The following is a 22,356-nucleotide window of genomic DNA, read 5'->3' on the forward strand; positions in this document are numbered from 1 at the left end:
CCTCGACTCCCTTTTCTCTCAAGTTCTGTCCTACCCTTTTACTCTCCAGAATTGTTGTTAAATACATCATTCAACAACGTTTGCAGGCTTGTCCATGATTTTTCATCGGCTTCTGCATCATACGCCAAAGGCAGGTTGAATTTCTCTCCGTTGGCATCGGCTGCTTTAGAAGTAAAACTGTGTTTCACCCCTGGATAAGAAATGTATTCATATTTAGCTCCCAAGGAATCCATGGCAGCTGTGAATGCAGTTACCGATTCTGGATTTATAAATGGATCATCAGCACCATTGCATACCAATACGCGTGCTTTTAAATCTTCATTGGGCATGACTGGCAATGCCACACCACTGTGAAATGCAGCCACGGCATCCAAATCGGCACCACTATTAGCCATGGTTAAGGCCACACTGCCTCCAAAACAATAACCTATCGCTGCTATTTTTTCCGAATCAACCGATTCCTGCGATTTCAATAGTGCTAACGCGGCATTAAAACGTGCTTTTGCTTCCGGTAAATTGGAAAACACAGCACCTGCAAATTTTCCGGCATCTTCGGGATGGTCCGCCTGTTTCCCATCTCCGTACATATCTATGGCCATGGCTGTATATCCAAGTTCAGCCAACATATCCGCTCGTTCGCGTACATAATCATTATGCCCCCACCACTCATGCACGATCAAAACTCCAGGTTGTTTCACTGTACTGTTCTCATCATAGGCAATATATCCTTTGAGGTTGGTCGAGTCCGTGGCATAGGTGACTTCCACACCCTTTACTTTCATAGGAAGTGATTCTTCTGTGGTAGTAACGGTTGGTGTCTCTTTCTTTTCCTTACAGGATATACCGAAAACGAGGGAGAGTAATAGAATATAGATAAGTGATTTTTTCATGATGGTTTATTTTCGAATTGACATAAAGGTAGTGATTGTTAAAGCATAAAAAAAGTGACCACGGTAACGTGATCACTTTCTACTAAACTATTTTTTCTGAATGCTAGTCTTCGTAATCTTGACCTCGACCTGGTGTGTAAGGCGCACCAGAATTGATTAGTTTTTGCTCCAGGGTCTTTATGTCTGTGTTGAAAATACGCTCCATCTTCACCTTTATAGCCGTTATCTCTTCCTTGGCTATGGCATAACTATCGCGATGCGTTTTTGTAGGTGTTGCTGTGGAGTATTTCTGCTCCCAACCAATAGATCCTAAACGACTTGCGGGTGATGGTGGTTGACCCACATCCAATCTACGTTTTACGGCATCGCCATACATGGACAATTGAACTTCCTTTAACTGATTTTCTATGGCTTTTACATCTGCCATTAAACTACCCACAGGTTGTTCCGAACGCTTTATAGCGGCCTTCATATACTTCAACTTGTTTCTGGATTCTGACATTAGCCTCTGTGCAATACCGAAATCTGCTTGCAGTTTGGCCACTTCCTTTTGGAAGGCTACTTTTTCCGCCCTGTTTTCAGCAGGCATTTCTGCATTATCCAAGGCTTTTACCTCAAAACTAACTGGAGTTGTTAGCGACGTTATTACACCATCCTCAAGTAAGCCCATCTCTACGGTGTATGAGCCAGGATTAACCAATGTACCTACATCTTGCCCAGCAAAGGGATTATAAAAAGATGGTTTGCTTAAATCAATCGGATTTTGAAGCGTATACCGTAGATTCCAATGAAAGCGCTGAACTCCTTTTTTAGCGGGTTTAAATTCTTTCTTCACTGTTTTTCCACTGGCATCTTTGATAGTGAATACCAATTCGGCTTTGCCCTCTTCAGTTTCCGCTTTTAGATCGTCGTAACTAGGATAAGGAGTGTCTTTCCCATCTTTAATAAGTTTCTTTTCTCTCTTTTGGCGCTCACTTTTCAGTGATTTATGTTCCGAACCATAGTAATAAGTTATGATCGCTTCAGGGCCCAGATTGGGGGCGGCATAGTAATTATCACCCTGAAAGGATTTACCGGGCAGTCCCAAAGGACTACTTTCTTCCCACATTAAAGCGGTTCGAATCTCATAAATTTTGGCTTCTTCGGCGGGTTTCGAATTTTCAATATCTCGCAATACAGAATAGTCGTCCATAACATAGAAGCCGCGTCCAAAAGTTCCCAATACCAAATCGTTTTCACGTTCTTGAATAGCGATATCCCTAACGGCTATAGTAGGTACCCCATTTTTCAACTGTTTCCAATTTCCGCCCTGATTGGGCGTAAAGAACACGCCGAATTCCGTACCTACAAAAAGTAAATCCTTATCTACATGATCTTCTTCAATAGCATACACACTCCCCCGTTCGGGAAGATTAGACTGTATAGCTGTCCAGCTTGCTCCTTTGTTCGTAGACTTAAATACATAGGGTTTGAAATCGCCATATTTATGATGGTTAAAGGCTACATAAATGACATTCGCATCGTGTTTGGATAAATACACACTGTTTACATAAGACTGTGTAGGTGCTCCCGCAATGTTTGAAATTTTATTCCATTCAATCCCGCCGTTTTCAGAAATGTAAACAAGTCCGTCGTCGGTTCCGGCAGCCAATAAATCTCTATTGATGGGTGATTCTGAAAACGCAACCACACTTCCGTAAGGCGAAGTAGAACCATTCTTCATGACGGCATCGATACTCACTACCCTATCATATACTTTTAGCGTATTTCTGTCGATTTGTTGGGAAAGATCATCGCTAATAACCTCCCAGCTATTCCCGTAATCATCGGACCTAAAGACTTTGTTCGCCGAAAAATACAATCGACCGGGAACATGCCTGCTTACCACTAACGGGGCATCCCAATTGTAGCGATAGGCATTCTCACCTTTTCTTGCCTTGGGTTTGATTCCCACCGTTTCGCCACTCTTTTTATCAAAGCGAACCAATCCTCCATATTGGGATTGGGCATATACGATATTGGGATTGTTAGGATCTATTTGAGATTCAAAACCGTCACCACCATTGGTAATATACCATTCTGAATTTCGAATGCCATGATTGGTTAATACTCGGGAAGGCCCACCCATACTGAAGTTATCCTGGGTACCTCCATAAATATTGTAGAAGGGTGCATCATTATCTACGGCAACTTTATAGAATTGGGTCACGGGTAAGTTCTTCTTAAAATCCCATGTCTTTGCCGCATCGAAAGTTTCATAGATACCACCATCACATCCTACGACCCAATGTTTATTGTTGTGAGGATTAATCCACATACAGTGGTTATCCACGTGCTTGGTATCCTCACCTACGAATTTAAAATTTTTACCTCCATCATGTGTTACCGACATCCAGGTATCCATGGAATACACCGTATGTTCATCTACAGGATCGGCAATAATTTCCTGATAGTAATTTCCACTGGTAACATGGGAACTTCTCTTTTCCCAGCTGGCACCTCTATTGGTAGAGGCAAAGAATCCGCCTTTTCCATTGGCCGCTTCCACAATAGCATATATAATTTCTGGATTAGCCGGGGAAATGGCCAGTCCAATACGTCCTAATTCTACACCGGGCAATCCTTTATTGATCTTTGTCCAAGTTACTCCCCCATCAACACTTTTGTGCATGGCAGATCCAGGGCCACCACCCACATACGTATATACATGTCTGCGTCTCTGATGCGTAGAAGCATAAAGAACATTAGGATCTCTAGGGTCCATAACTACATCGTTTACCCCAGTATGCTCATCGACCTCTATGATCGAATTCCAAGTCTTTCCACCGTCTTCTGTCTTATAAAGCCCTCTGTCTCCGCCTTTGTTCCATAATGGGCCAATAGCCGCCACATATACGACGTCAGAGTTTTCTGGATGCACTATGATTTTCCCAATATGTTCGGAATTTTTGAGTCCCATATGTTTCCAGGATTTACCGCCGTCCAAAGACTTGTATACCCCATCGCCATAAGCCACCGAACGCTGGTTATTATTCTCTCCGGTTCCTACCCAAATCACGTTGGAATTGTTAGGGTCCATGGTAACACAACCAATGGAATACGAACCTTGTGAATCGAAAATAGGTTCATAGGTAACGCCAGAATTTACGGTTTTCCAAACACCACCTGATGAAGTGGCCACATAATACTCAAATGGATTGTTGGGATTAAAAGCGAAATCAGATATACGTCCCGAGGTTAATGCAGGACCCACACTACGCCATTTAAGGCCCGAAATACTTATGGAATCCAATGGAGTTTTTGCATCGGTATTCTTCTTTGATTTTCTCTGAGCATCACACACTTGGGCAAAACCGAGGATGAGGCAAAGTGCGACAATGAATGATGTTTTGGTTTGTTGGTATTTCATGATTGGCTTAGTTTTCTATACTTTGAATTGATCGTATGCATATTAGTAATTTTTTAGGTGTTAGCCTTTAGATTTAACAAGGACTTAAGCTTCTGTTATGCTTTGTCACCATTAAAAGATCAATAAAGAACTATGGATATATGCTAAATGTAATTAAGCTTTCTTATTTTAGCAACCGAGTTGCATTAAGATATCTATTTCTTTATGAGGAAACTATTCATCCTAACCCTTTTATTTGTGGGTATATCCATTAATTACTCCGCAGCGGATCACCCAATAAAATTAACATCGTCGATGATTAAATACGACGCGAAGACCAAAAGTATTCGTGTAGAGTGCAAAGTTTTTTTCGATGATTTTGCGCCAGTAATAAGCGCATCCTTAATCAAAAGTATCAATCAGTCCAACCTAACAAAGGATGATTTGAGAAGAATCGAAAATTATTTTATTGAGAAATATAAAATCACCATAAATGGCAAAACATTACCATGGGAAATTAAATCATATGACATTGCTAAGCGGGAAACTATATTGACACTAGTATTTACTCATAGTAATATTACCCTTAACAAAGGAGACCAAATACATATTGAAAATGCCCTGCTTTTTGAAGTGTTTGGGGATATTCAATCCAATTGGATGACTTTGCGCTTCCCTCCTTTTCTTAAAAATGAGTATTTCGAATGTACCACCTTCAATCAGAAATACTCCCATACCCTTTAACCTATTCACCAAATGATTCAATTAAACACTTTTTTTGTAAACGGCTGGGAACATATCGTCGACATCAATGCCTATGACCATTTGTTGTTTGTAATGACCTTATGTGCCGCGTTTAAAATATCCCAATGGAGACAAGTATTAGTGATTGTTACCGCTTTTACCATTGGTCATAGTGGCACTCTTATTTTAAGTGCTCTAGATATTATTCCAAGCAATCCGCAGTTGATAGACTTATTAATTCCCTTTACGATAATGATAACGGCCATTGCTAATATCATTTATTACGGTAAAGAAGGTAAGTTTTCAAGCAACAAATTAAAGTATGCCATTGCCCTTATTTTTGGATTGATTCATGGATTGGCTTTTGCAAGCAATTTTAAGTTCATGATGTTTGGGGACAGTATCATAATGCCTTTGTTTTTATTTAACCTAGGTATTGAAGTAGGACAGTTGTTTATTGTACTTCTTTTTATGATTGCTTTATGGCTGTATACCAAAGTGATTAATGGCGAGCATTTAAAATGGAATTTATTCGTTTCGGGAGCGGGTTTTGGAATCGCAGCTACTATCTTCTTAAATGCACTGTAAGAGCAGGATAACAAATTCAATTATATTGAAAAAGGTGACCCTATAAAGGATCACCTTCCCGTTTAATTGCTCATTAGGGCCTTCATAATTAGATAACCGATCCAGAGAACTATACGGACGATCCATCCTATTTCTATATCGTTATCATTATTTCGAGCCCTTCTGTGCGCTACGTTCACCATTTGCGCTTGCGCTTGGTATGGTGCTTCATAACCCACTTCGTTCTTTCTTTTCACTTGGGTTTGCTCCATCCAAAGATTGAGCAATTCCTGTGATTTACGATCGGGCTCTGCGTTGTACTTTGCTTTCGCCTGAACAAGCTCATACTCCGGCAAACTCACTTCAAGGGTTGCCAAACGTTTTACCGGCTCACCGGCTACCTCCTTCTGTAGAGAGAAAATGGCAGCTTCACCGTCATGACAATCCGTATCATATTCGGCAACGCAGTGTTGCATTTCATTTCCTTCGTCATACAGTTCGGCAGAGTTCAATAACTCAACAGTTTTAAAAACTACCTTTTTGTCATCGACGAATTCTTCAACATACAAAGGCTTGATCCCTGTTCTACTCCAGGTTAGGAAATTTTCCCTTTTCCTAAGGTGAACGTCACGGTGCCACTCATGAGTTTGTTGCAGCAGGGCATTAACCGTTCGGTTCTTCATTGAAAATGAGTTGTCTTCGCGGTATTTAAACGTGAGATAGTCTACCATCAAATCTACATCGCGAACATTCAAATCTTCCTCTTTAGCGAAGAAACGAACTACTGTCGCCCAAAAGGGCTCCTGCTCTTCACGAATGATAGACAACCTTGAAATAGCGATCAATTTTGCCGTCTTCGTAGAAGCTCCAAAACCAACAGCTTGTGCGTATCGCAATGCTTCCGTAATCGATAAGAACGAAGGGGCATTCCGAAAGGCGTGTGCCATTTTGTGGGTAAGTTGTATAGGCATTTGCGACAAATCCTTGACGCTCTTCCCCTTCCCTAGCTGAACATACCAAAGCATGTTTCTTTTTTCAGCACTATAAAATGAAGCCTCTAAAAATTCTGGGGTCTCATATTTGGCAAAGCAGTGCTGTATCAAAGAACTGAGTTGCTCATTTTGGTGCGAAGAAGGCTTTTTCCAATCTTCGATAGGACGTACCAACTTATTTCCAAAGGAACTTATATTGTGCAAAACAGCTACATGATTGTAGTTTCGCAGTAAGGCATAGCACTTCTCATTGTACAAGTGAATCAAGAGATCCTTAAATACGTTTCGTTTCCAAGTATATTTATACTTACTGGTTTTGGAAAAGAATTCACGTAGCATAGACTCTATGGTTCCCTTATAGTGCATGGGCTTATTGTCTTCGTTGTAAATTCTTTCAACTAACTTCTTGTAGTTGCTGTATTTTAATTTCTGTTGCTGTAGTAGCTCATTTGTTTTCATTTTTACTGTCTTTACATGATGATGATCTATGTAAAGCCACTTACATTCCATAGGTTTCTTATCGTTATATACAAGTCTATATATGCTTTGCTTTGGCTTTATCTGTTATATACATACGTTGGGTTTGGCCAACAGAAGGTCTAATCCCGATAAAGGGATGTAAGGTCAAATACGTGTTATTAAGGTTTTGATGTTAGGTTTCGGAAGTATCTTGCTGTGAAACCAAAATGGAATTACAAAAAAAGTCCGAAACTTTTGGGCTTCGGACTTTTCTCATACCTGTATATAATCTAATGTATATGGAAAGTAGTCACGAAGCGGGTGCATAAAGAATCCTGTTCTCCACGCCATACGATATGTGATTCAATAAAATACATAGTTGCTTCATTTAGTGTTAATGCAATGATTTATTGCGGTGCAAATATGAAATCAATTTTACAAATTCACAAGAAAAATATGATTTTATTTAATTGATTATCAATTATTTAAGTGCAATTTTGGGTAATAGAATCTCTGTCCGCTATAGGCAGATTTCGTAACGCATTGTAGTTCTGTGCGCTAACGCTTTTGGCATACTTCTTTTTCCTGGAAAAATAATCACAAAAAAAACGCCCAATTTCTTGGACGCCGCTCTTCATTTATATCTTTTATAGGGTTTTCAACTATAGCACCAAGGCATACATTGAATTTCGGCATCCGTTTTGTAATATGTTTTAAAAAGGTGAATCATATAAAACCGTCATTTATTTTTTTGACAATGCAAATATGGATAAAAAAGAGGCATACTTCCAAAATCATTCATAAAAATTGAAGTTTATGCACTTTTGAGGCTACTAAAACTGAGTCTCCCCTCCTATTTACAAATTATATTTACCTTGCATGAAGTACTTAAAGCTTAATTCAACTTATAACCTTAAATAAGATGCGTATTAAAAATTCACTCATTATTGCGATTACCCTTTCACTCATTTTTTCTGCCTGTAAAGGCAAATCGGAAGCCGTTTCCGACGCGAAAAACAATTCCTTTCAGGATGCTATCATAAGAAATTATGGAGATGTGGCTTTAGACGGATGCGGTTACGTTGTCGATGTATCCTCCACCATTTACATGCCAAAGAACTTATCTTCCGAATTCCACAAAGATGGATTGGAAGTGAGAATTAAGTTCAAGGAATTGGACCGCGTTAATTGTGGATTGGTTAAGGATGCGCATTTGGGGATGCTTATTGAGGAGATCGAGATGAAGTAGTTATACTCTTTCTCAAAAGCAATCACCCGTATTTTCCAGCATATAAAAAGGGCCGTCTAGGTTATAGACGGCCCTTTTATTGTACTTAAAAGTACTATTATCTTATAATTAACTGCTTCACAACCTTACCTTGTGCACCTTCAATGATGGCAAAGTAATTGGATTGAGACAGTTGGGAAACGTCGATAGATCGCTCAACACCCATTTGGTTAAGGTCAACCGACTTAATAAGTCTTCCGGTCATATCGTAAATGGACATGGATTCCAATTCTAAGTTTTCAGGATTGCTTAGATACAATGTTTCAACCGTTGGGTTTGGATGTAGTACAAGACTGGATAGTACATTGTCCTCCAATCCTAGTGACTCTTCTACAGTAACTTCGAAAGTACAAGAATCTACGCTACCATCGGTAAGCAATACGTTGATGGTAATTACGTGTACGCCAATTTCCAATTCGGTTCCAGGACTTGGTGATTGGAATGTTGCATCGAATGGTGCGTTCGCACAAATTTCTGAAGCAACTTCCAATTGATCTTGGAAGTCCTCAAGCGTATAGCTACCTCCCGCAGGAACGCCTACTACTTGATCATCCGGACAGGTAATGGTGATATCGGTTCCATCAATTACCTCTACGTATGCGATACACGTACTAGTTAATCCATCATTATCCGTTACCGTTAGGGTTACATTATTAAATCCAATGTTATCACAGGTAAAGGTATCCATATCGATAGTCGTGGAAACGATCGTACCGTTATCATAACTTCCTCCTTCAACGTCGGATACATCGATTGTTACAGATCCAGAAGCATCCATAGTCACCACATGTGTTTTACAAACAGCTACTGGCGGCTCTGTAGTATCTTCTTCGTCAAGACAGTTTCCAACTTCTTCAATGTTATTAAGAATTACGGCCAATGGTTGTGGTCCAAATCCTAGGTTGAAGTTGATCCCTACCGAAGTATTAGCACAGTAACTCATGATAGTTCCTCCCTCTGAAGGGTTTCCTGGCAATGCACAACTTCCTTCTGTGAAGCCAGCACAACCATCGATAGCGGTGTTGTTTCCATTCCATACACAAGCGTGCGTATGTCTTGAACCTAATAAGTGACCCATTTCGTGAGAAATAAGGAATACGTTAAAGGAATAAATCGGTACATCTGGTACAGAAGTTCCTACCAAACCTGAGTAGCACAAGCTATTGTCTGAATTTCCTGGGCAGATTCCCGAGAATCCAGCTGCTACCCCACCGTAGTTCTGCATCATTACCAAATGCCCTAGATCTCCATTTAAGAAATCTGTTTGAGTCGCAAAATTGCTTAACTGCGCAGAAGAGTTTGTTCCTGTATATGGGTCTGGATTCACCCAGATCAACATATTAGAGGTACGTGCTAAGATTCCGTCGTTGGCATACAATACATAGCTTTGTGTAAACAATGCTGTTAAGAAAGCAACAGTATTAGGAAGGTTTTGACCAAAAGTGTTATACACACTGCGTCCTGCTTCGATGTAGATATCTACCTCGTCTCCTGGGTCCATTTCGGTTTGAGAAGGAGTTAATTGCTCTACCGTGTAGCCAACACCATCATCTTCTGTAGCACAGCTTAGGTTAGGCTCAGAAATGTCTAGATCGGTATCCTTGTAAATGATGTGATCAGTGTCCGAAGTTCTAATCTTACCCAAGGTATGGTTTCCGTCATGATTGGATATAAAACCACTAATTTGTGACTCATAAATACTGATAGCTACAAGTGAGTGCTCATCTCCAGAGATCACACCTCGATAGTGCTTTCCGAAATCTACTTCGTTGGTAATATCCTGCCCAGTATCGGTAACTGCTTTAAAACCGGGAGCAAAAACTTCCATTTGGATGAGATCCAAAGAAACTGTTTGACCATTGGTAAACGGTACATTAAGACTCATTTGCTTTGGGTTTTCGGCCAAAAGATTCTGGAGTCTTGTTTGGTCTAGGGTGAAAACAACCCCATCGTTTACGCTTTTAGAATAATCTGCCGTGGCACTTTTAGTAATTGGATTGTGAATTTCAAAAGATTGAAATGCACCGTGCTCGGCTTTTGCCTCTGTAATAGCTTCAGCAACTTTACCCGTTCTGTGTTGGGCAAATGCTATTACCGGCATTAATAGGAATAGAATAATAATTTTTCTCATAGAACTTAGTTAAAAAAGTTGTTAAATATATCCATAAATACCCGATTTATGGGTAAAAGGATATATATTTTATAAGCAAAAATAGTTTTATGGTGTAAAAGTGCACGTTTTATGAGATTAATTGGAGATTTTTAAATAGTATCGACGATACTATAGTAACCTGTTTACTACCCTTGCCATTATACCTTCTAAAACTATGTCTATAAAGGAATTATCTTCGTTTTGCAATCATTTGTTCCCCACTTTCAAACAATGTAAAACTCTCTATTTCCGAAGTATCGCTTTTATTGAATACTAAAGCTGCATCCCTATTACCAATAGTGAATTTAATGGTAGACATTGGGGTTAGCTTCATAGCAAATCTTCCCGGAAACTCTACGAAAAGATCACCTTCATTTTCTATTATCTTTATGGTATGCCCGGATGGTATTTGATAGTCGCCGACGTAACTTTTCAATGTTTGAATGTCTAGCATAATTTCCTTTTCAGGTATATCATCTATTAAAACACCCAATTCTGACAATGAATTTCTGGAAGCAGAGATCGAGGGATCTAACGCAAGGGCTTTTTTGTAGGATTTAACTGCATTTTCTTTATCATTCCTATTCTTGTAGCCATCGCCTAGGGAATCCCAAAGGTTGGCATTGTCCGGAAATAATTGAACATTCAATAGGAACAATTCTAAAATCCAATCGGAAGTCTTGTCATTCTCCAATAACATATACCCTATTCGGTTGAAAAGATTGGGGTCTTCGAAATCATTCCCATACGCTTCTTTTAAAAGCGCTAACAATGCTGAGGATTGCTTTGGATTGTATTTTTCAATGAAGTCGAGGACTATAGTATAGGGATTCTTTTTAATTGGCTTTGGGTCATAACTTGGATCAAATACCATTTTTTCCAATTTCCATATTACTTCCACTTCTGGACTGTACCCATTTGTAGAAAATAGCAAGACCACATCTTCTTCGGGTAACCACATGAACTCGTGGAAAAAGATCCCATTAGAGCCATTATGCGTTACGATTTTGGTTTTCCTTTTCGAATTAAAAATGGCCCATCCATATGCATAGTAGCTTTCATCACTTCCTTCTTGTTCTTGTATATAGGGTGTCGTTAAGAGATTCATGGAGGATTGGGTTAAAATAGTATTGGACTTGAGTGCCTTATACCATTTAAACATATCTTCTTGTGTGGATTGAATCCCTCCATTGCCCTTCAGTGCCCAAGATATCTTCCCAGCGTTTTGAAAACGGGGAATCATGGCTCCCCAATGTCTAACACCCCTAATATAACCATGTGCCAACATGTTATCCTTCCATTCGGGCATTAGATAACCGGTTTGTGTCATTCCTGAAGGTTCAAACAGGTGTTTTTGAAGGAATGCTTCATAATCCATTTCTGAAACCAATTCAACGATACGTGCCAAAGCGCTATAACCAGCATTAGAATATTGATGCTTTGTTCCTGGCTCGTAGCGTAATTCTGTGGTAAATAAGGTCTCGAAATAATCCTTAGTTGATATATAATCAAAGTCACCATCGCCTACAGAACCTACCAAACCAGAAGAATGCGTTAGTAATTGATGTAGTGTAATATCCTTTTTGTCCTGAGGAAGTCCTTCGAAAAAAGTACTGATTGCATCCGTAAGTTCCAATTTCCCCATTTCTGCCAGCTTAAGGATAGCCGTAGCCGTAAATTGCTTGGTTACTGAACCTGTGGAAAAAACCGTTTTAGGCGTGTTGGGCCGTTTCGTTTCCTTATGAGCCAAACCATAGCCTTTATTTATGATGATATCTCCTTTCCTTGCTATTAAAACGGCGCCCGAAAATCCATTTTTTGAACCTTCAGTGAGGTAGTGGTCTATTTTTTCTCTGAGTATTTCATCCTTTTGAACTGTTTGCGCATAACTCAAATAGGGTAACAATAGGATACAAATTAGCCTTACAATTGTGTTCATGATCGTTTTTTGATTGATTTGATTGAATGATTTATATCTTATGACAATGATTTTTGTGATTCGGTTACATCATTGTTTGGAATTCTTGCCTTTAAAAAGTCCCAATATCTTTTTGGGTATGCTCGCAATGAAGGTGATAACCTTCTTCATAAAGTCTTTTTCAAACTCACTGACCGAGCGTTCAATTTTGGCAATATCCTTTTTAATGGTCTCCTTTTCGAATTGACTCACAGCATCTTTAATAAGTTGTACATCTCTTTTTATGGTGTTTTGCTCAAACGAAGTGGTCCATTTCTTTAATTCTACCATAAGTTCGGACATCGCAATCTTTATTTCTTGGTCTTGAGCTGATTCATGCCAGATGTCTTCTATCGTATTCCAAGATTCTTGTTGTTCTTTATTATCCCACATATGCTTTTATTTTAGGTGTAATACAATTAAGTAAGGCTTTACGTATCCGTTTCATTTTCACGGCGACATGATTTTCGGACAAGCCTGTTATCTCCGAAATTTCTTTATAAGCCAACCCTTCGAGCGAAAGAATAACAATAGATTTGTCTATTTCCTTCAGGGTTAGAATGCAACTCTGTAAAGCCTTGTACTTTTGATCTTCATAGTCATTCGCCATACGCTCTTCTGAAGCAAATTGAATGGAATCCAATCGCATGGTCTTGTCATTTTTTTTATCAAGTCTCCCTTTTGATCGAAGACAAACATTAAGCGTGATCCTATAAATCCATGAGCTGATACTGGATTTTCCCTTAAATGAGTCATACGATTTCCAAATTTGAACGACCGTTTCTTGAAACAAATCTTCTGGCTCTATGGGGTTGACCGCATAAATTCTACAGATCCTGTAGATCCTGCCTTTATTGGCCTCAATGATTTCTTCAAAGGTTTGTTTTGGTTGATTTTGCATGTAGTATGTTTTTCCTTCTACTCTGTTAGTGACAGGAAGTTTGTAAATATGACAGAAAATGTAAAATAATTATTTGCCGAAGCGTAATTCTAGTTGATTTTGTATGCGTGTCGGCACTTAGACAAATAGGTTACCAGATAAAAACCTGTACTTTTATAAAAACGTTACTTAATATGATGCATTTAGCAATCGGTCCTTGGCAAATTTTATTACTTATTGCCATAGCCTTTATGATACTATTCCCCGTTATTTTATTGATTGTTTTATTGAGGAGGAAGAAAAAGAAGGAGGATCCTAACTGAGATAATAGTTTATTTAGTCCTATGCAATTGTAAAGATGGAACATTTTGTCCCCGACAAATAACTAATTAAGAATGTACATCAGTCGGAAATCCATATGATCGGCCACTTTACCATAGGCGATCATAGAGCCGCCAATCGTCCATCGTTTAGATTTCCCGAAGCTGTACCATAAGGAATACCGTTGGTACAGCCATCTAGGCTGAATGTTCTCAGGGCGTGTCACATAGATACCAAATTGCTGTAGAAAGTAGAAATTCCCCACCTTAAAATGATGCCCCAAAGTTATGGCAGAAGAAAAGGCAGAATCATCTAGCATATCACGTCGGGCAATTTCCTCATCGGAATAATCATACCATAGTTCAATCCCTCCGTTCACTCCATTGATCACCGATAAAGGTTGTAACACCCCAGCATTAAGTCCAATAAGCAAATGATTGGTTGCCTCGGCTTCCCTACTGGAAGATCGTAGGCTATAAAAAGAGCCTAGATAATATTTTCTGGATCTACTATGATCCCGTAATTCGTCGGGTTTGGGTTGTAGGGGCTCAAAATCGATCATTCGATCTATCCCTACAGACAAGGTTGGAAAGTTCATTCCCTTGTTGGGCTGTTTTTGTCCACCATTAGAAATATGGTTGTAGTTAGCCGATAAATTGATGGCATATTTATTATTGAGATGATAACTTAGATTAAGTGACAAGGCCAAATAAAAACTGAAATGGGAACTAAACAGCAAATTCTCGGGATTGGTTTCGGCATCAAATGTTTTATCTAGATACGTAGCGCCTATAGATCCCCGTAGGGAAAATTTTAAGGGTCCTTTGTAGGCAAAATAGGGTTCTACGAAGTAGAGCAAGTTGTAGGAGCTCCCCAACACATCGGGATTGGCATAATTGAAATACGCAAAGGACAAACCGGTACGTCCATAACAATAACAGGTTTTCCAGGCTTTGTCACTGATTTTAAGCCGGCTGTATTCCAATTGAATCCCCCAGGGATTGGTTTGGGAAACGGGTTTTACTTCTTCGGAATGGGAAATGATAAATCCATAATGGGATTTCAGGCTATAAAAACTGGGGTTTTCCTGCCCATAGGTGAAAGGGAATGTTAGAAGAAAGGCTATAAATCCAACATACGTTTTCATACCTCTTAAGCTACGAAAAAAATACGGAATGATTAATAACACCAGCCAAAAGCTTTCTCCTCTTCAAGTTTTCCAAACCGCTACAACGTCAAAATAAATTATATCTTTAGTTTATTGATCCTTAATAATTTAAGTTAATCCTTCGGATATATTGAAGATGAGCAAAAAGCCGCATAAATTTGGTACATTTTTAGGTGTTTACACACCCAGTATCCTCACCATTTTAGGACTGATTATGTACTTGCGGTTTGGCTGGGTCGTAGGAAATGTGGGCTATATGAAAACAGTCCTCATTGTTTTAATGGCCAGTTCCATTACCTTCATAACGGGCTTAAGCGCTTCGGCCATTGCTACAAACATTAAAGTAGGTGTGGGTGGTGAATACTATATGATCTCCAGAAGCCTTGGTTTAGAACCCGGCGGAGCCATTGGGATTCCCTTGTATTTGTGCCGTACCCTGAGTGTAACTTTTTATTGCTATGGTCTTTCTGAAGCCATATTGGCATTATGGCCGGAAAGTCGAGATATGTTTCAAGGCTACTCTTTACAAGGCTTAACCATTCTATTCATTGTGCTCGTAACTGCCTTATCCGGGAAAAGTGCCAAACTGGTATTAAAATCACAAATCCCAATCATGATCATTGTAGGTGCCTCTATTCTGGCTTTGGTTATTGGTGTGCTAACCAAAGACCTACAAGCTCCAACAACTGCAGCCACCTATAGTACGGCGCCCAAAGGGTTTTGGTATGTATTTGCTGTTTTCTTCCCTGCAGTTACAGGTTTTACAGCCGGAATTGGTCTAAGTGGGGATTTAAAGGACCCACAAAAATCCATTCCAAGAGGCACACTCGGCGCTGTGGTTTCAGGCGCATTGATTTACTTAATTGTTCCACTGTTATTGGCTATTACAGGAGCGCTTACGCTAGAGCAAATGGCCGATCCCGAAGCGGGTGTCACCATTTGGACTCGCTTGGCTGTATTCGGACCTTGGATTATTTATCCAGCCGTTTGGGGTGCGGTGTTATCTTCCGCCTTTGGAAGTATTTTAGGAGGCCCAAGAATACTTCAAGCGTTGTCCATGGACGGATTGGTGCCAAAATTCTTGGCAAAACTCTCACCCTCTGGCCAGCCCACCATCGCTACTTGGATTAGCGGGGCCATTGCTATAGGTGCCGTTTTTCTTGGTGGATTGAATACCATTGCCCAATATGTTTCTGTCCTCTTTTTAACTCTTTACGTAGCTGTGAATGTTAGTGCGGCGGTCGAACAACTCATTAAGGAACCCTCCTATCGACCCAAAATCCACGTACCTTGGTTTGTGTCACTATTGGGTGCTGCGGCAGCCATGTTAGTAATGTGGCTCATTAATCCCTTGGCTTTCATTTTCGCTTTGGGTCTTGAAGCCCTAATCTTTATTTATTTAATGAGTAAAAAGTTGGAACAACAATGGGGAGATGCCTCTACCGGAATATGGATGCACTTGAGTCGGTTTGCCTTGCTGCGATTGAATACCAAAAAAGTCCATACCCGTAACTGGCGTCCAATCATTATTCTTTTTGTTCGTGAATTAAAAGGACATATGCAATTGGTGAAGTTTACGGAAATGCTTGGACAGAATAGCGGGTTATTGACGATCTCCAAACTGATCACCTTTAAAAATAGAGAAGAACTGGTGAGACGAAACGAGATCGCTTTCGAAATGCAGAAAGATCTAGCCGCCGAAGGCTTACAGGCGTTGACCGAGGTGAATGTCGTGAGCGATCTAAAACAAGGAATGTATCAAGTAGCAGCCTCGCATGGAATGGCGGGCGTTAAAACCAACACTGTTGTATTTGGATGGTCCCGAACCGAGGAGGGTAGAATACAAGAATTGCAAGTGATTCAAGAGCTCGCAAACTCAAGGAAGAATATTTTAATGGTGCATTGTAACAAGCCTTTTCCCAAACGACAGAAAAAGCGGATCGATATATGGTGGCGTGGTGAAGACCGAAATGGGGATCTTATGTTGCTCCTCTCCTATTTAATAAGTTTAAATAGAAAATGGAAGAAGACGGTGATTAATATATTTTCGGTGGTTCATTCTGATGCCGAAAAAAATCGCAGGGAACATCATATACTGTATTCTCTCAAGGAAGCTCGAATCCAAGCCAAAATTCATGTCCTTATTAAGGATAGTGAGGACATCGTAGGAATCCTTATTGGCAAAAGTGCCAAAGCCGATCTTGTTTTTTCGGGGTTGGCTCGCGGTAATAGTGATTTCGCTTCACGAATAGCAGTCCTAGAACGTATAGCGAACCACTTAAAAGTCGTTGTCTTTGTACAAAACAATGGGATGGAAACCGAAACCCCTGTCATTTTTAGTCCATCGAAAACATAGGTTTTATCTGCCCATAGGTTAAAAGGAATGTTAGAAGAGTGGCATTGATTGTATAAGGAAATAAATTTTCCATATAAATAAAGTGAGAATATTTATGATTTATTCGCAATTTGTAAAGTCCATTGAACAAACGGACCAAAGGAAACTTCATCTTTAATACCTTCAAAATTCTGAATTGGGATTCCTACACGAAATTGAGTTTTCGGTGTTATCTTAAAATCCAAAAAAGGCGTAATCACGTTTTTCCTAATTATTCCATCTTTTGCAAACTCCTTGTTTTCCTTGGCCTCCTGATACTCAAAAGAAGCTCCCAACAAAATTGCTGGTTTGAATAGGGCCGTAAGATAGTCTTTAGAATCCTCATAATTTTTGTTTAGCGAAATAATTTCATGAGCAATAGATAAAGACCCTCCTATGTAAAGTACCCTCTCTTGATCTCCCTTAGGGTTAGAAAACTTATCAGAAATATGCCCGGAAATACTTATGGCAGTTTCTGAAGAAAAAACATATGTGAAATTGACAGAATAATTGTGACTTTCCACTTTGTTAGCATTATCGATTATGTTATCCATATCCAGATCCACTTCATCTCCCCCAATTATTTCAAATAATGATATATTGTATGCCAATGTAAATTTATAACTGTTCTTCAATAGATCCTCATAGAATTTTGCATATTTCCTACTTTGTTTCTTATAAAAATTAGACTTAAAAGACTCATATTCATGATCCGCCTCTCCAGCATTTTTAGGTCTAAGAGAATTAAAAGAAATATTATTGAAAAGTCTATCAGCTTTTTTTCCAAAGGGAGATGAACTGTCATATCCAAAACCTAATCCAAAGGTAGTAATACCATTTTTTTGTACAATATTAATACGTGTTTCCTCTAAAAAACCTAAAGCTCCAGAAGAGTTAATAAGCTTTAATGGTGCAAAAACAATTTTTTGGATATTATTTTTCTCTGAAAACTGAATATTTGTTGATAAAAGCTCATAAGTGTTTAAATTGATATCATTGAATATTACAGGTTCACTATTTGGACCAACTACAGAACTATAAATATTGCTTAGTTCAGGACGATCGAACTGCTGCCCAATTATTTGTTGAAAAAACAATAAGACAAAAATTAAAGTAATGATCTTATTCATAATTTTAGTTATTTAACATTGTATTTAATATTACCTTTTAATGGAGGCGTTCCTCTTTCTATTTTTTGAGTGTCACCTATTTTTTTTGGAAGTACTTGAGTAGCTTTCTTCTGATTATTTTGGTAAATGACAGCTACAATATTCGGTACTGCTGTAACCCCAAGTATCTCAAATTTTATCTCCAAATCCTTATTAGGTTCAAATTCTCCTAATTGTATTACTAGATTCCCATTGGATGATTTAATGGCTTTACCATCAGATAATAGATTTCGGGTCTTACCATCTACTTTAACATAAAGTTGGTAAAGGACTATTTTTCTTCGCTTTGTAAATGAGAACGACAGATATACAGACGAGGTAATTAAGTTTTCATTTACTAAAAGATCTAAGGAAGTTTGATCAAAATTGTTTAAATCGAGGTTTCTAAATATGCTCTTTATCATTTTAAGTTAATTTTTTTAGAATTTGTACTAGAATTAATCCTCTTTGACATCAGTTGGAATACTATATTCGACACTATTTAAAGTGACTTTTAATATTGGAGGTATCCTCTTGCCTTTATCAGACTGATTAGTCTTATTTTCAACAATGAATAAAATACAGTTTAACTCAAATTGGGTATTGCCGGATTCCTTCTTACCCAATTTTATATCTAAAGCATTGTACTTTTCTTTCCAAGTATCTTTGTTTTCAGCAATTGCCTTTTGAATCACCAAAGCTGAAACACTTTTGAGCTTTTCATCTAAAGCTTTGTCCTGGAATACATCTTTGGCAATTTTACTTCCTTGCTCAGTAGCTTTAATACCAAAATAGAATGATGAAATTGCAGTTACCAATACACCAATAATGGCCAGTACGTTTTCTGCCATATCCTTTTGTTCAGTTTTCATATTGTTAAAAAAGAAAAGAGAGAGTAGAACAAATAGAATAACAATTGATAAGGCCATCGTAGCCCTTATGGATCCAGCAGGCAAGCCGAGGGGATGTGGATCATTGTTGTTGCTTCTTTTACCCGAATAAATGGCGAATCCTATTACAGCAAAACCAATTATAATGATGCTAGATAGTATCCAGGAATTTAAGGAGTTAGTGTTTGGTGTTATACTTTTTATTTGACTATAAAGTCCAATAATTAAATATGTTTTCATGATAAAATTATTTCCAATTATTACATATGGTTATTGATTTCAAAGTTGAATCAGTCCAATGATTATTTAAATAGGGAACGTCCTAAAGCTTAAAGAAGAAAATCCTTGAGACGAGCAAGAAAAGACCTAATTATCTGTTTATTAATATTTTAAAATCTTTTTAAAGGTTAGGTTTGGCTATTATTAATCTTAAAAATTTTTATATTATGTCAAAAGTTGAATTTGGAAGACCAATTAATTTGGTAACCGCTGAAGCGTTACTTAAAAGATATAATGATCTTTCTGAAGCGGTGGAACGAAGACCATTAGGAACGGACCCTGGTGGTAGAGATGAGTTTATTAAAAACAAGAAAAATGCTTTCATATTTTCGAAGAAGTCTATGTTAGATTTGATAGTCACAAAAGAAGCTGATTATGTCTTAGTTGCTCTTGGTGCTCATACTACGAACGAAGGGGGTGGTAAAATAAAAGAAGGGGAATTCACCGTAATGACCATTGGCTATGTGAAAGATGACACTTGGAAAGGACAAGGGGTTAAATTAAAAATTATAAGTGACTTAGATCCGGGATATCAATATCCTCCAAAACAGGTTGTTGACGATCTTAACTATGTTCAAGTCAGCGAACTTATTCAATCTGAAGGTAAAATGAATATAATGGTGCCACCGCCACCCAATAATATTCATGACAATGCGGGAGTTGAATTAATGAAAGAACTAATAATGCTATAATTCTATTCAATATTCAAAACTCATTTAATCAAATATCCATCTGGAGCTGCATAGTTCCGCTTATTGTCGGGCTTATTTACCTAAATAAGTTGGACAAAAGCTCCCGATGGATATTTTTATTGATCATTGCTTCCTGTATTGCCCAAATTACCCGTGCCGTTGTTGGCAAAGGGAACCCACTACTCCCCTACTTTTATAATACCCATATTTGTTTAGAGCTTTGTTTTCTTTTTATGTTTTTCAATAACATCATTAAGACAAAAATCTACAAAACCATTTTACATATATCCTTAGGGATAGGTGTTGCCCTTGGACTATTATTTATTGGGTCCGATGGGTTTGGGAATCGCTTTCTCCACGAATGGGTCTGCTTTAATAATATACTTTTTACCGCATGGATTCTATTGTATATCTACGAGTTGTACCAAAGGGATCTTGGTAATCGGAGACTATTAAACTCAAATTCCATTTTTGTAATAGGGTTATTTTTCTATACTACCTGTACCATTTTTGTATATGCCCTTTGGGGCTTTATCACAAATCAGCAGGAAATCTACCCCAAATTGTCAGGTATTTGGCATATACACCATGTTTTCAATATTGCAAAGTTTCTACTAATTGCATTTGGTTTTATCTTTATTGGTAGAGGAGACATTAAATTAACGACGGAGGTATCCTATGAACAATGAAAATAATACAGACTTCATCATAGCCATAATAGCAGGCTCTCTCCTTCTGTTTGTGTTAAGCACTTTTATCGTTGCCTTTACTACATTGTACTTTAAAAGGCGTAGGGAATACAAACGGGAACGGGAATTACTTCAGTCCGAATTTAAATCCACCCTCTTTAAATCCCAACTCGAAATAAAAGAGCAAACCATGCAGTTCCTGTCTGAAGAATTGCATGACAATATTGGCCAAATTGCCAGTGTTATAAAAATCTACCTTAGTACACTAAATCTTGATAAAAAAGAAGAAGCGGAAGATAAAATTGAAGAATCTTCCAAGCTCATAAAGCAACTACTAAAAGACCTTAAACTATTATCGCTAAGTCTTAACAGCCAACACGTTACCCAATATGGGTTATTAGAAGGATTGAAGCTGGAAGCAGAGCGACTGAATAAAATAGACAACTTTGAAGCCAACCTTCAAGTTAGTGGTAAGCAGTTGAATTTAGACCCCGATAAAGCTACCATCCTATATCGGATGTCCCAGGAAATTATCAATAATACCCTAAAACATAGCAATGCTAAAGTATTGCAAATGAATATATCGATACAAGAAAAATTCCTTACATTAGTATTTAATGACGACGGTATTGGATTCAATTTGAGGGAGAAATTGGACGAAACCGGTTCCGGCTTAAAGAATTTGCACCATCGTGCAGAACTTATAGGAGCCAATCTTCAGATTATTACCTCTCCAAAACAACAGGGTACAGCTGTTATCATTACGTTGCAACTTTAATTATGTCTGTTACTAAGGTCGATTCAATCAAACTGGGGCTGGTTGATGATCACAATCTTTTCCGCAAAGGGCTCATGAGTCTTATCCATGGGCTCAATGGTAACTATTCTATTTTATTCGACGCTGTTAGCGGGGAAGATCTACAGCAAAGAATAAACCCTGCCATACTTCCCGATATTGTGCTACTCGATATCAATATGCCGGGAATGGACGGTTTCCAAACGGTTAAATGGTTGCACAGTACCTACCCTTCTGTAAAAGTACTTGTAGTAAGTATGATAGGCCGTGAACGAACCATGATACAAATGCTTCGTTTGGGTGTAAAAGGATATTTAAGCAAGGATGTAGAGCTAAAAGAACTTGGGGAGGCGTTGACAGCTATCCACGAAAAAGGCTTCTACTACACCGATTTCATTACCGGTAAATTGGTGCATTCCTTTCAATACGGTATTCCGGAAATGGACTCTTACCTGCAGTTTCATGAACTCAAAGAGCGGGAACAGGTTTTCATCAAACATGCCTGTAGCGAATTGACCTATAAAGAGATTGCCGATATCATGTGTGTAAGTGAAAAGTCTGTCGATGGTTATCGCAACTCCGTTTTTGAAAAGCTAGGCACCAAAAGCCGCGTGGGTCTTGTCATCTACGCTATTAAAAGAGGCTGGGTGGATATTTAATATCTATTTCCGAACCACTTCTC

Annotated in this window: 18 protein-coding genes; 7 read left to right on the forward strand and 11 right to left on the reverse strand. The window is 38.5% G+C overall.

Annotated elements, in window-relative coordinates:
* Positions 1 to 38: 38 nt before the first annotated feature.
* Positions 39 to 890, reverse strand: a complete 852-nt coding sequence (locus POV27_RS09355) for a dienelactone hydrolase family protein (protein ID WP_272862488.1) — start codon at positions 888 to 890, stop codon at positions 39 to 41.
* Between the two features lie 103 nt (positions 891 to 993).
* Positions 994 to 4,299, reverse strand: a complete 3,306-nt coding sequence (locus POV27_RS09360) for a VPS10 domain-containing protein (RefSeq protein ID WP_272862489.1) — start codon at positions 4,297 to 4,299, stop codon at positions 994 to 996.
* Positions 4,300 to 4,503: 204 nt separating this feature from the next.
* Between POV27_RS09360 and POV27_RS09365 the strand changes: the two genes are divergently transcribed.
* Both POV27_RS09365 and POV27_RS09370 read left to right on the forward strand, forming a co-directional pair.
* Positions 4,504 to 5,022 (forward strand): DUF6702 family protein, encoded by a 519-nt coding sequence (locus tag POV27_RS09365; RefSeq protein WP_272862490.1) that lies wholly within the window; start codon positions 4,504 to 4,506, stop codon positions 5,020 to 5,022.
* Between the two features lie 12 nt (positions 5,023 to 5,034).
* A complete protein-coding gene (locus POV27_RS09370) occupies positions 5,035 to 5,610 on the forward strand; it encodes a HupE/UreJ family protein (RefSeq protein WP_272862491.1) in 576 nt (191 codons plus the stop codon).
* A 62-nt stretch (positions 5,611 to 5,672) separates the two neighbouring features.
* Here POV27_RS09370 and POV27_RS09375 read toward each other — a convergent pair whose 3' ends face one another.
* A complete protein-coding gene (locus tag POV27_RS09375) occupies positions 5,673 to 7,040 on the reverse strand; it encodes a PcfJ domain-containing protein (RefSeq protein ID WP_272862492.1) in 1,368 nt (455 codons plus the stop codon).
* A 922-nt stretch (positions 7,041 to 7,962) separates the two neighbouring features.
* Here POV27_RS09375 and POV27_RS09380 point away from each other — a divergent pair.
* On the forward strand, positions 7,963 to 8,289 hold the full coding sequence (locus POV27_RS09380) for a hypothetical protein (protein WP_272862493.1): 327 nt from the start codon (positions 7,963 to 7,965) through the stop codon (positions 8,287 to 8,289).
* 97 nt (positions 8,290 to 8,386) lie between these two features.
* Here the strand turns inward: POV27_RS09380 and POV27_RS09385 are convergent, their stop codons facing one another.
* The 5 genes from POV27_RS09385 to POV27_RS09405 all read right to left on the reverse strand — a co-directional run bounded on the left by POV27_RS09385 (position 8,387) and on the right by POV27_RS09405 (position 14,785).
* Positions 8,387 to 10,459 (reverse strand): zinc-dependent metalloprotease, encoded by a 2,073-nt coding sequence (locus POV27_RS09385; protein ID WP_272862494.1) that lies wholly within the window; start codon positions 10,457 to 10,459, stop codon positions 8,387 to 8,389.
* Positions 10,460 to 10,670: 211 nt separating this feature from the next.
* Positions 10,671 to 12,419 (reverse strand): serine hydrolase, encoded by a 1,749-nt coding sequence (locus POV27_RS09390; protein WP_272862495.1) that lies wholly within the window; start codon positions 12,417 to 12,419, stop codon positions 10,671 to 10,673.
* A 69-nt stretch (positions 12,420 to 12,488) separates the two neighbouring features.
* Positions 12,489 to 12,830: a hypothetical protein gene (locus tag POV27_RS09395; RefSeq protein ID WP_272862496.1), complete on the reverse strand. Its 342-nt coding sequence runs from the start codon at positions 12,828 to 12,830 to the stop codon at positions 12,489 to 12,491.
* The gene (locus tag POV27_RS09400; protein ID WP_272862497.1) at positions 12,820 to 13,338 is read right to left on the reverse strand and encodes an RNA polymerase sigma factor; all 519 of its coding nucleotides are present in this window, start codon (positions 13,336 to 13,338) and stop codon (positions 12,820 to 12,822) included. Before POV27_RS09400 ends, POV27_RS09395 begins: the two co-directional genes overlap by 11 nt.
* Positions 13,339 to 13,702: 364 nt before the next feature.
* Positions 13,703 to 14,785, reverse strand: a complete 1,083-nt coding sequence (locus POV27_RS09405) for an acyloxyacyl hydrolase (RefSeq protein WP_272862498.1) — start codon at positions 14,783 to 14,785, stop codon at positions 13,703 to 13,705.
* A gap of 157 nt (positions 14,786 to 14,942) precedes the next feature.
* Between POV27_RS09405 and POV27_RS09410 the strand changes: the two genes are divergently transcribed.
* Complete coding sequence (locus tag POV27_RS09410; protein WP_272862499.1) at positions 14,943 to 17,162, forward strand: APC family permease; 2,220 nt, start codon at positions 14,943 to 14,945, stop codon at positions 17,160 to 17,162.
* Positions 17,163 to 17,254: 92 nt separating this feature from the next.
* On the opposite strand, the gene POV27_RS09415 is transcribed toward POV27_RS09410, so the two are convergent.
* Genes POV27_RS09415 through POV27_RS09425 form a run of 3 tightly spaced genes read right to left on the reverse strand, consistent with a single transcriptional unit; the run spans position 17,255 to position 19,458 of the window.
* Positions 17,255 to 18,310 (reverse strand): hypothetical protein, encoded by a 1,056-nt coding sequence (locus POV27_RS09415; RefSeq protein WP_272862500.1) that lies wholly within the window; start codon positions 18,308 to 18,310, stop codon positions 17,255 to 17,257.
* 8 nt (positions 18,311 to 18,318) lie between these two features.
* A complete protein-coding gene (locus tag POV27_RS09420) occupies positions 18,319 to 18,753 on the reverse strand; it encodes a hypothetical protein (protein ID WP_272862501.1) in 435 nt (144 codons plus the stop codon).
* Positions 18,754 to 18,786: 33 nt separating this feature from the next.
* Positions 18,787 to 19,458, reverse strand: a complete 672-nt coding sequence (locus POV27_RS09425; RefSeq protein WP_272862502.1) for a hypothetical protein — start codon at positions 19,456 to 19,458, stop codon at positions 18,787 to 18,789.
* Positions 19,459 to 19,664: 206 nt separating this feature from the next.
* Here POV27_RS09425 and POV27_RS09430 point away from each other — a divergent pair, with 206 nt between their 5' ends.
* From POV27_RS09430 to POV27_RS09440, 3 genes are all read left to right on the forward strand, one after another.
* The gene (locus POV27_RS09430; protein ID WP_272862503.1) at positions 19,665 to 20,189 is read left to right on the forward strand and encodes a hypothetical protein; all 525 of its coding nucleotides are present in this window, start codon (positions 19,665 to 19,667) and stop codon (positions 20,187 to 20,189) included.
* Between the two features lie 678 nt (positions 20,190 to 20,867).
* Positions 20,868 to 21,656: a sensor histidine kinase gene (locus POV27_RS09435; RefSeq protein ID WP_272862504.1), complete on the forward strand. Its 789-nt coding sequence runs from the start codon at positions 20,868 to 20,870 to the stop codon at positions 21,654 to 21,656.
* Between the two features lie 2 nt (positions 21,657 to 21,658).
* The gene (locus POV27_RS09440; protein ID WP_272862505.1) at positions 21,659 to 22,333 is read left to right on the forward strand and encodes a response regulator transcription factor; all 675 of its coding nucleotides are present in this window, start codon (positions 21,659 to 21,661) and stop codon (positions 22,331 to 22,333) included.
* The last annotated feature ends 23 nt before the right edge of the window (positions 22,334 to 22,356 follow it).

It is taken from the genome of Aureisphaera galaxeae (assembly GCF_028561275.1).
Taxonomy (GTDB): Bacteria; Bacteroidota; Bacteroidia; order Flavobacteriales; family Flavobacteriaceae; genus Aureisphaera; species Aureisphaera galaxeae.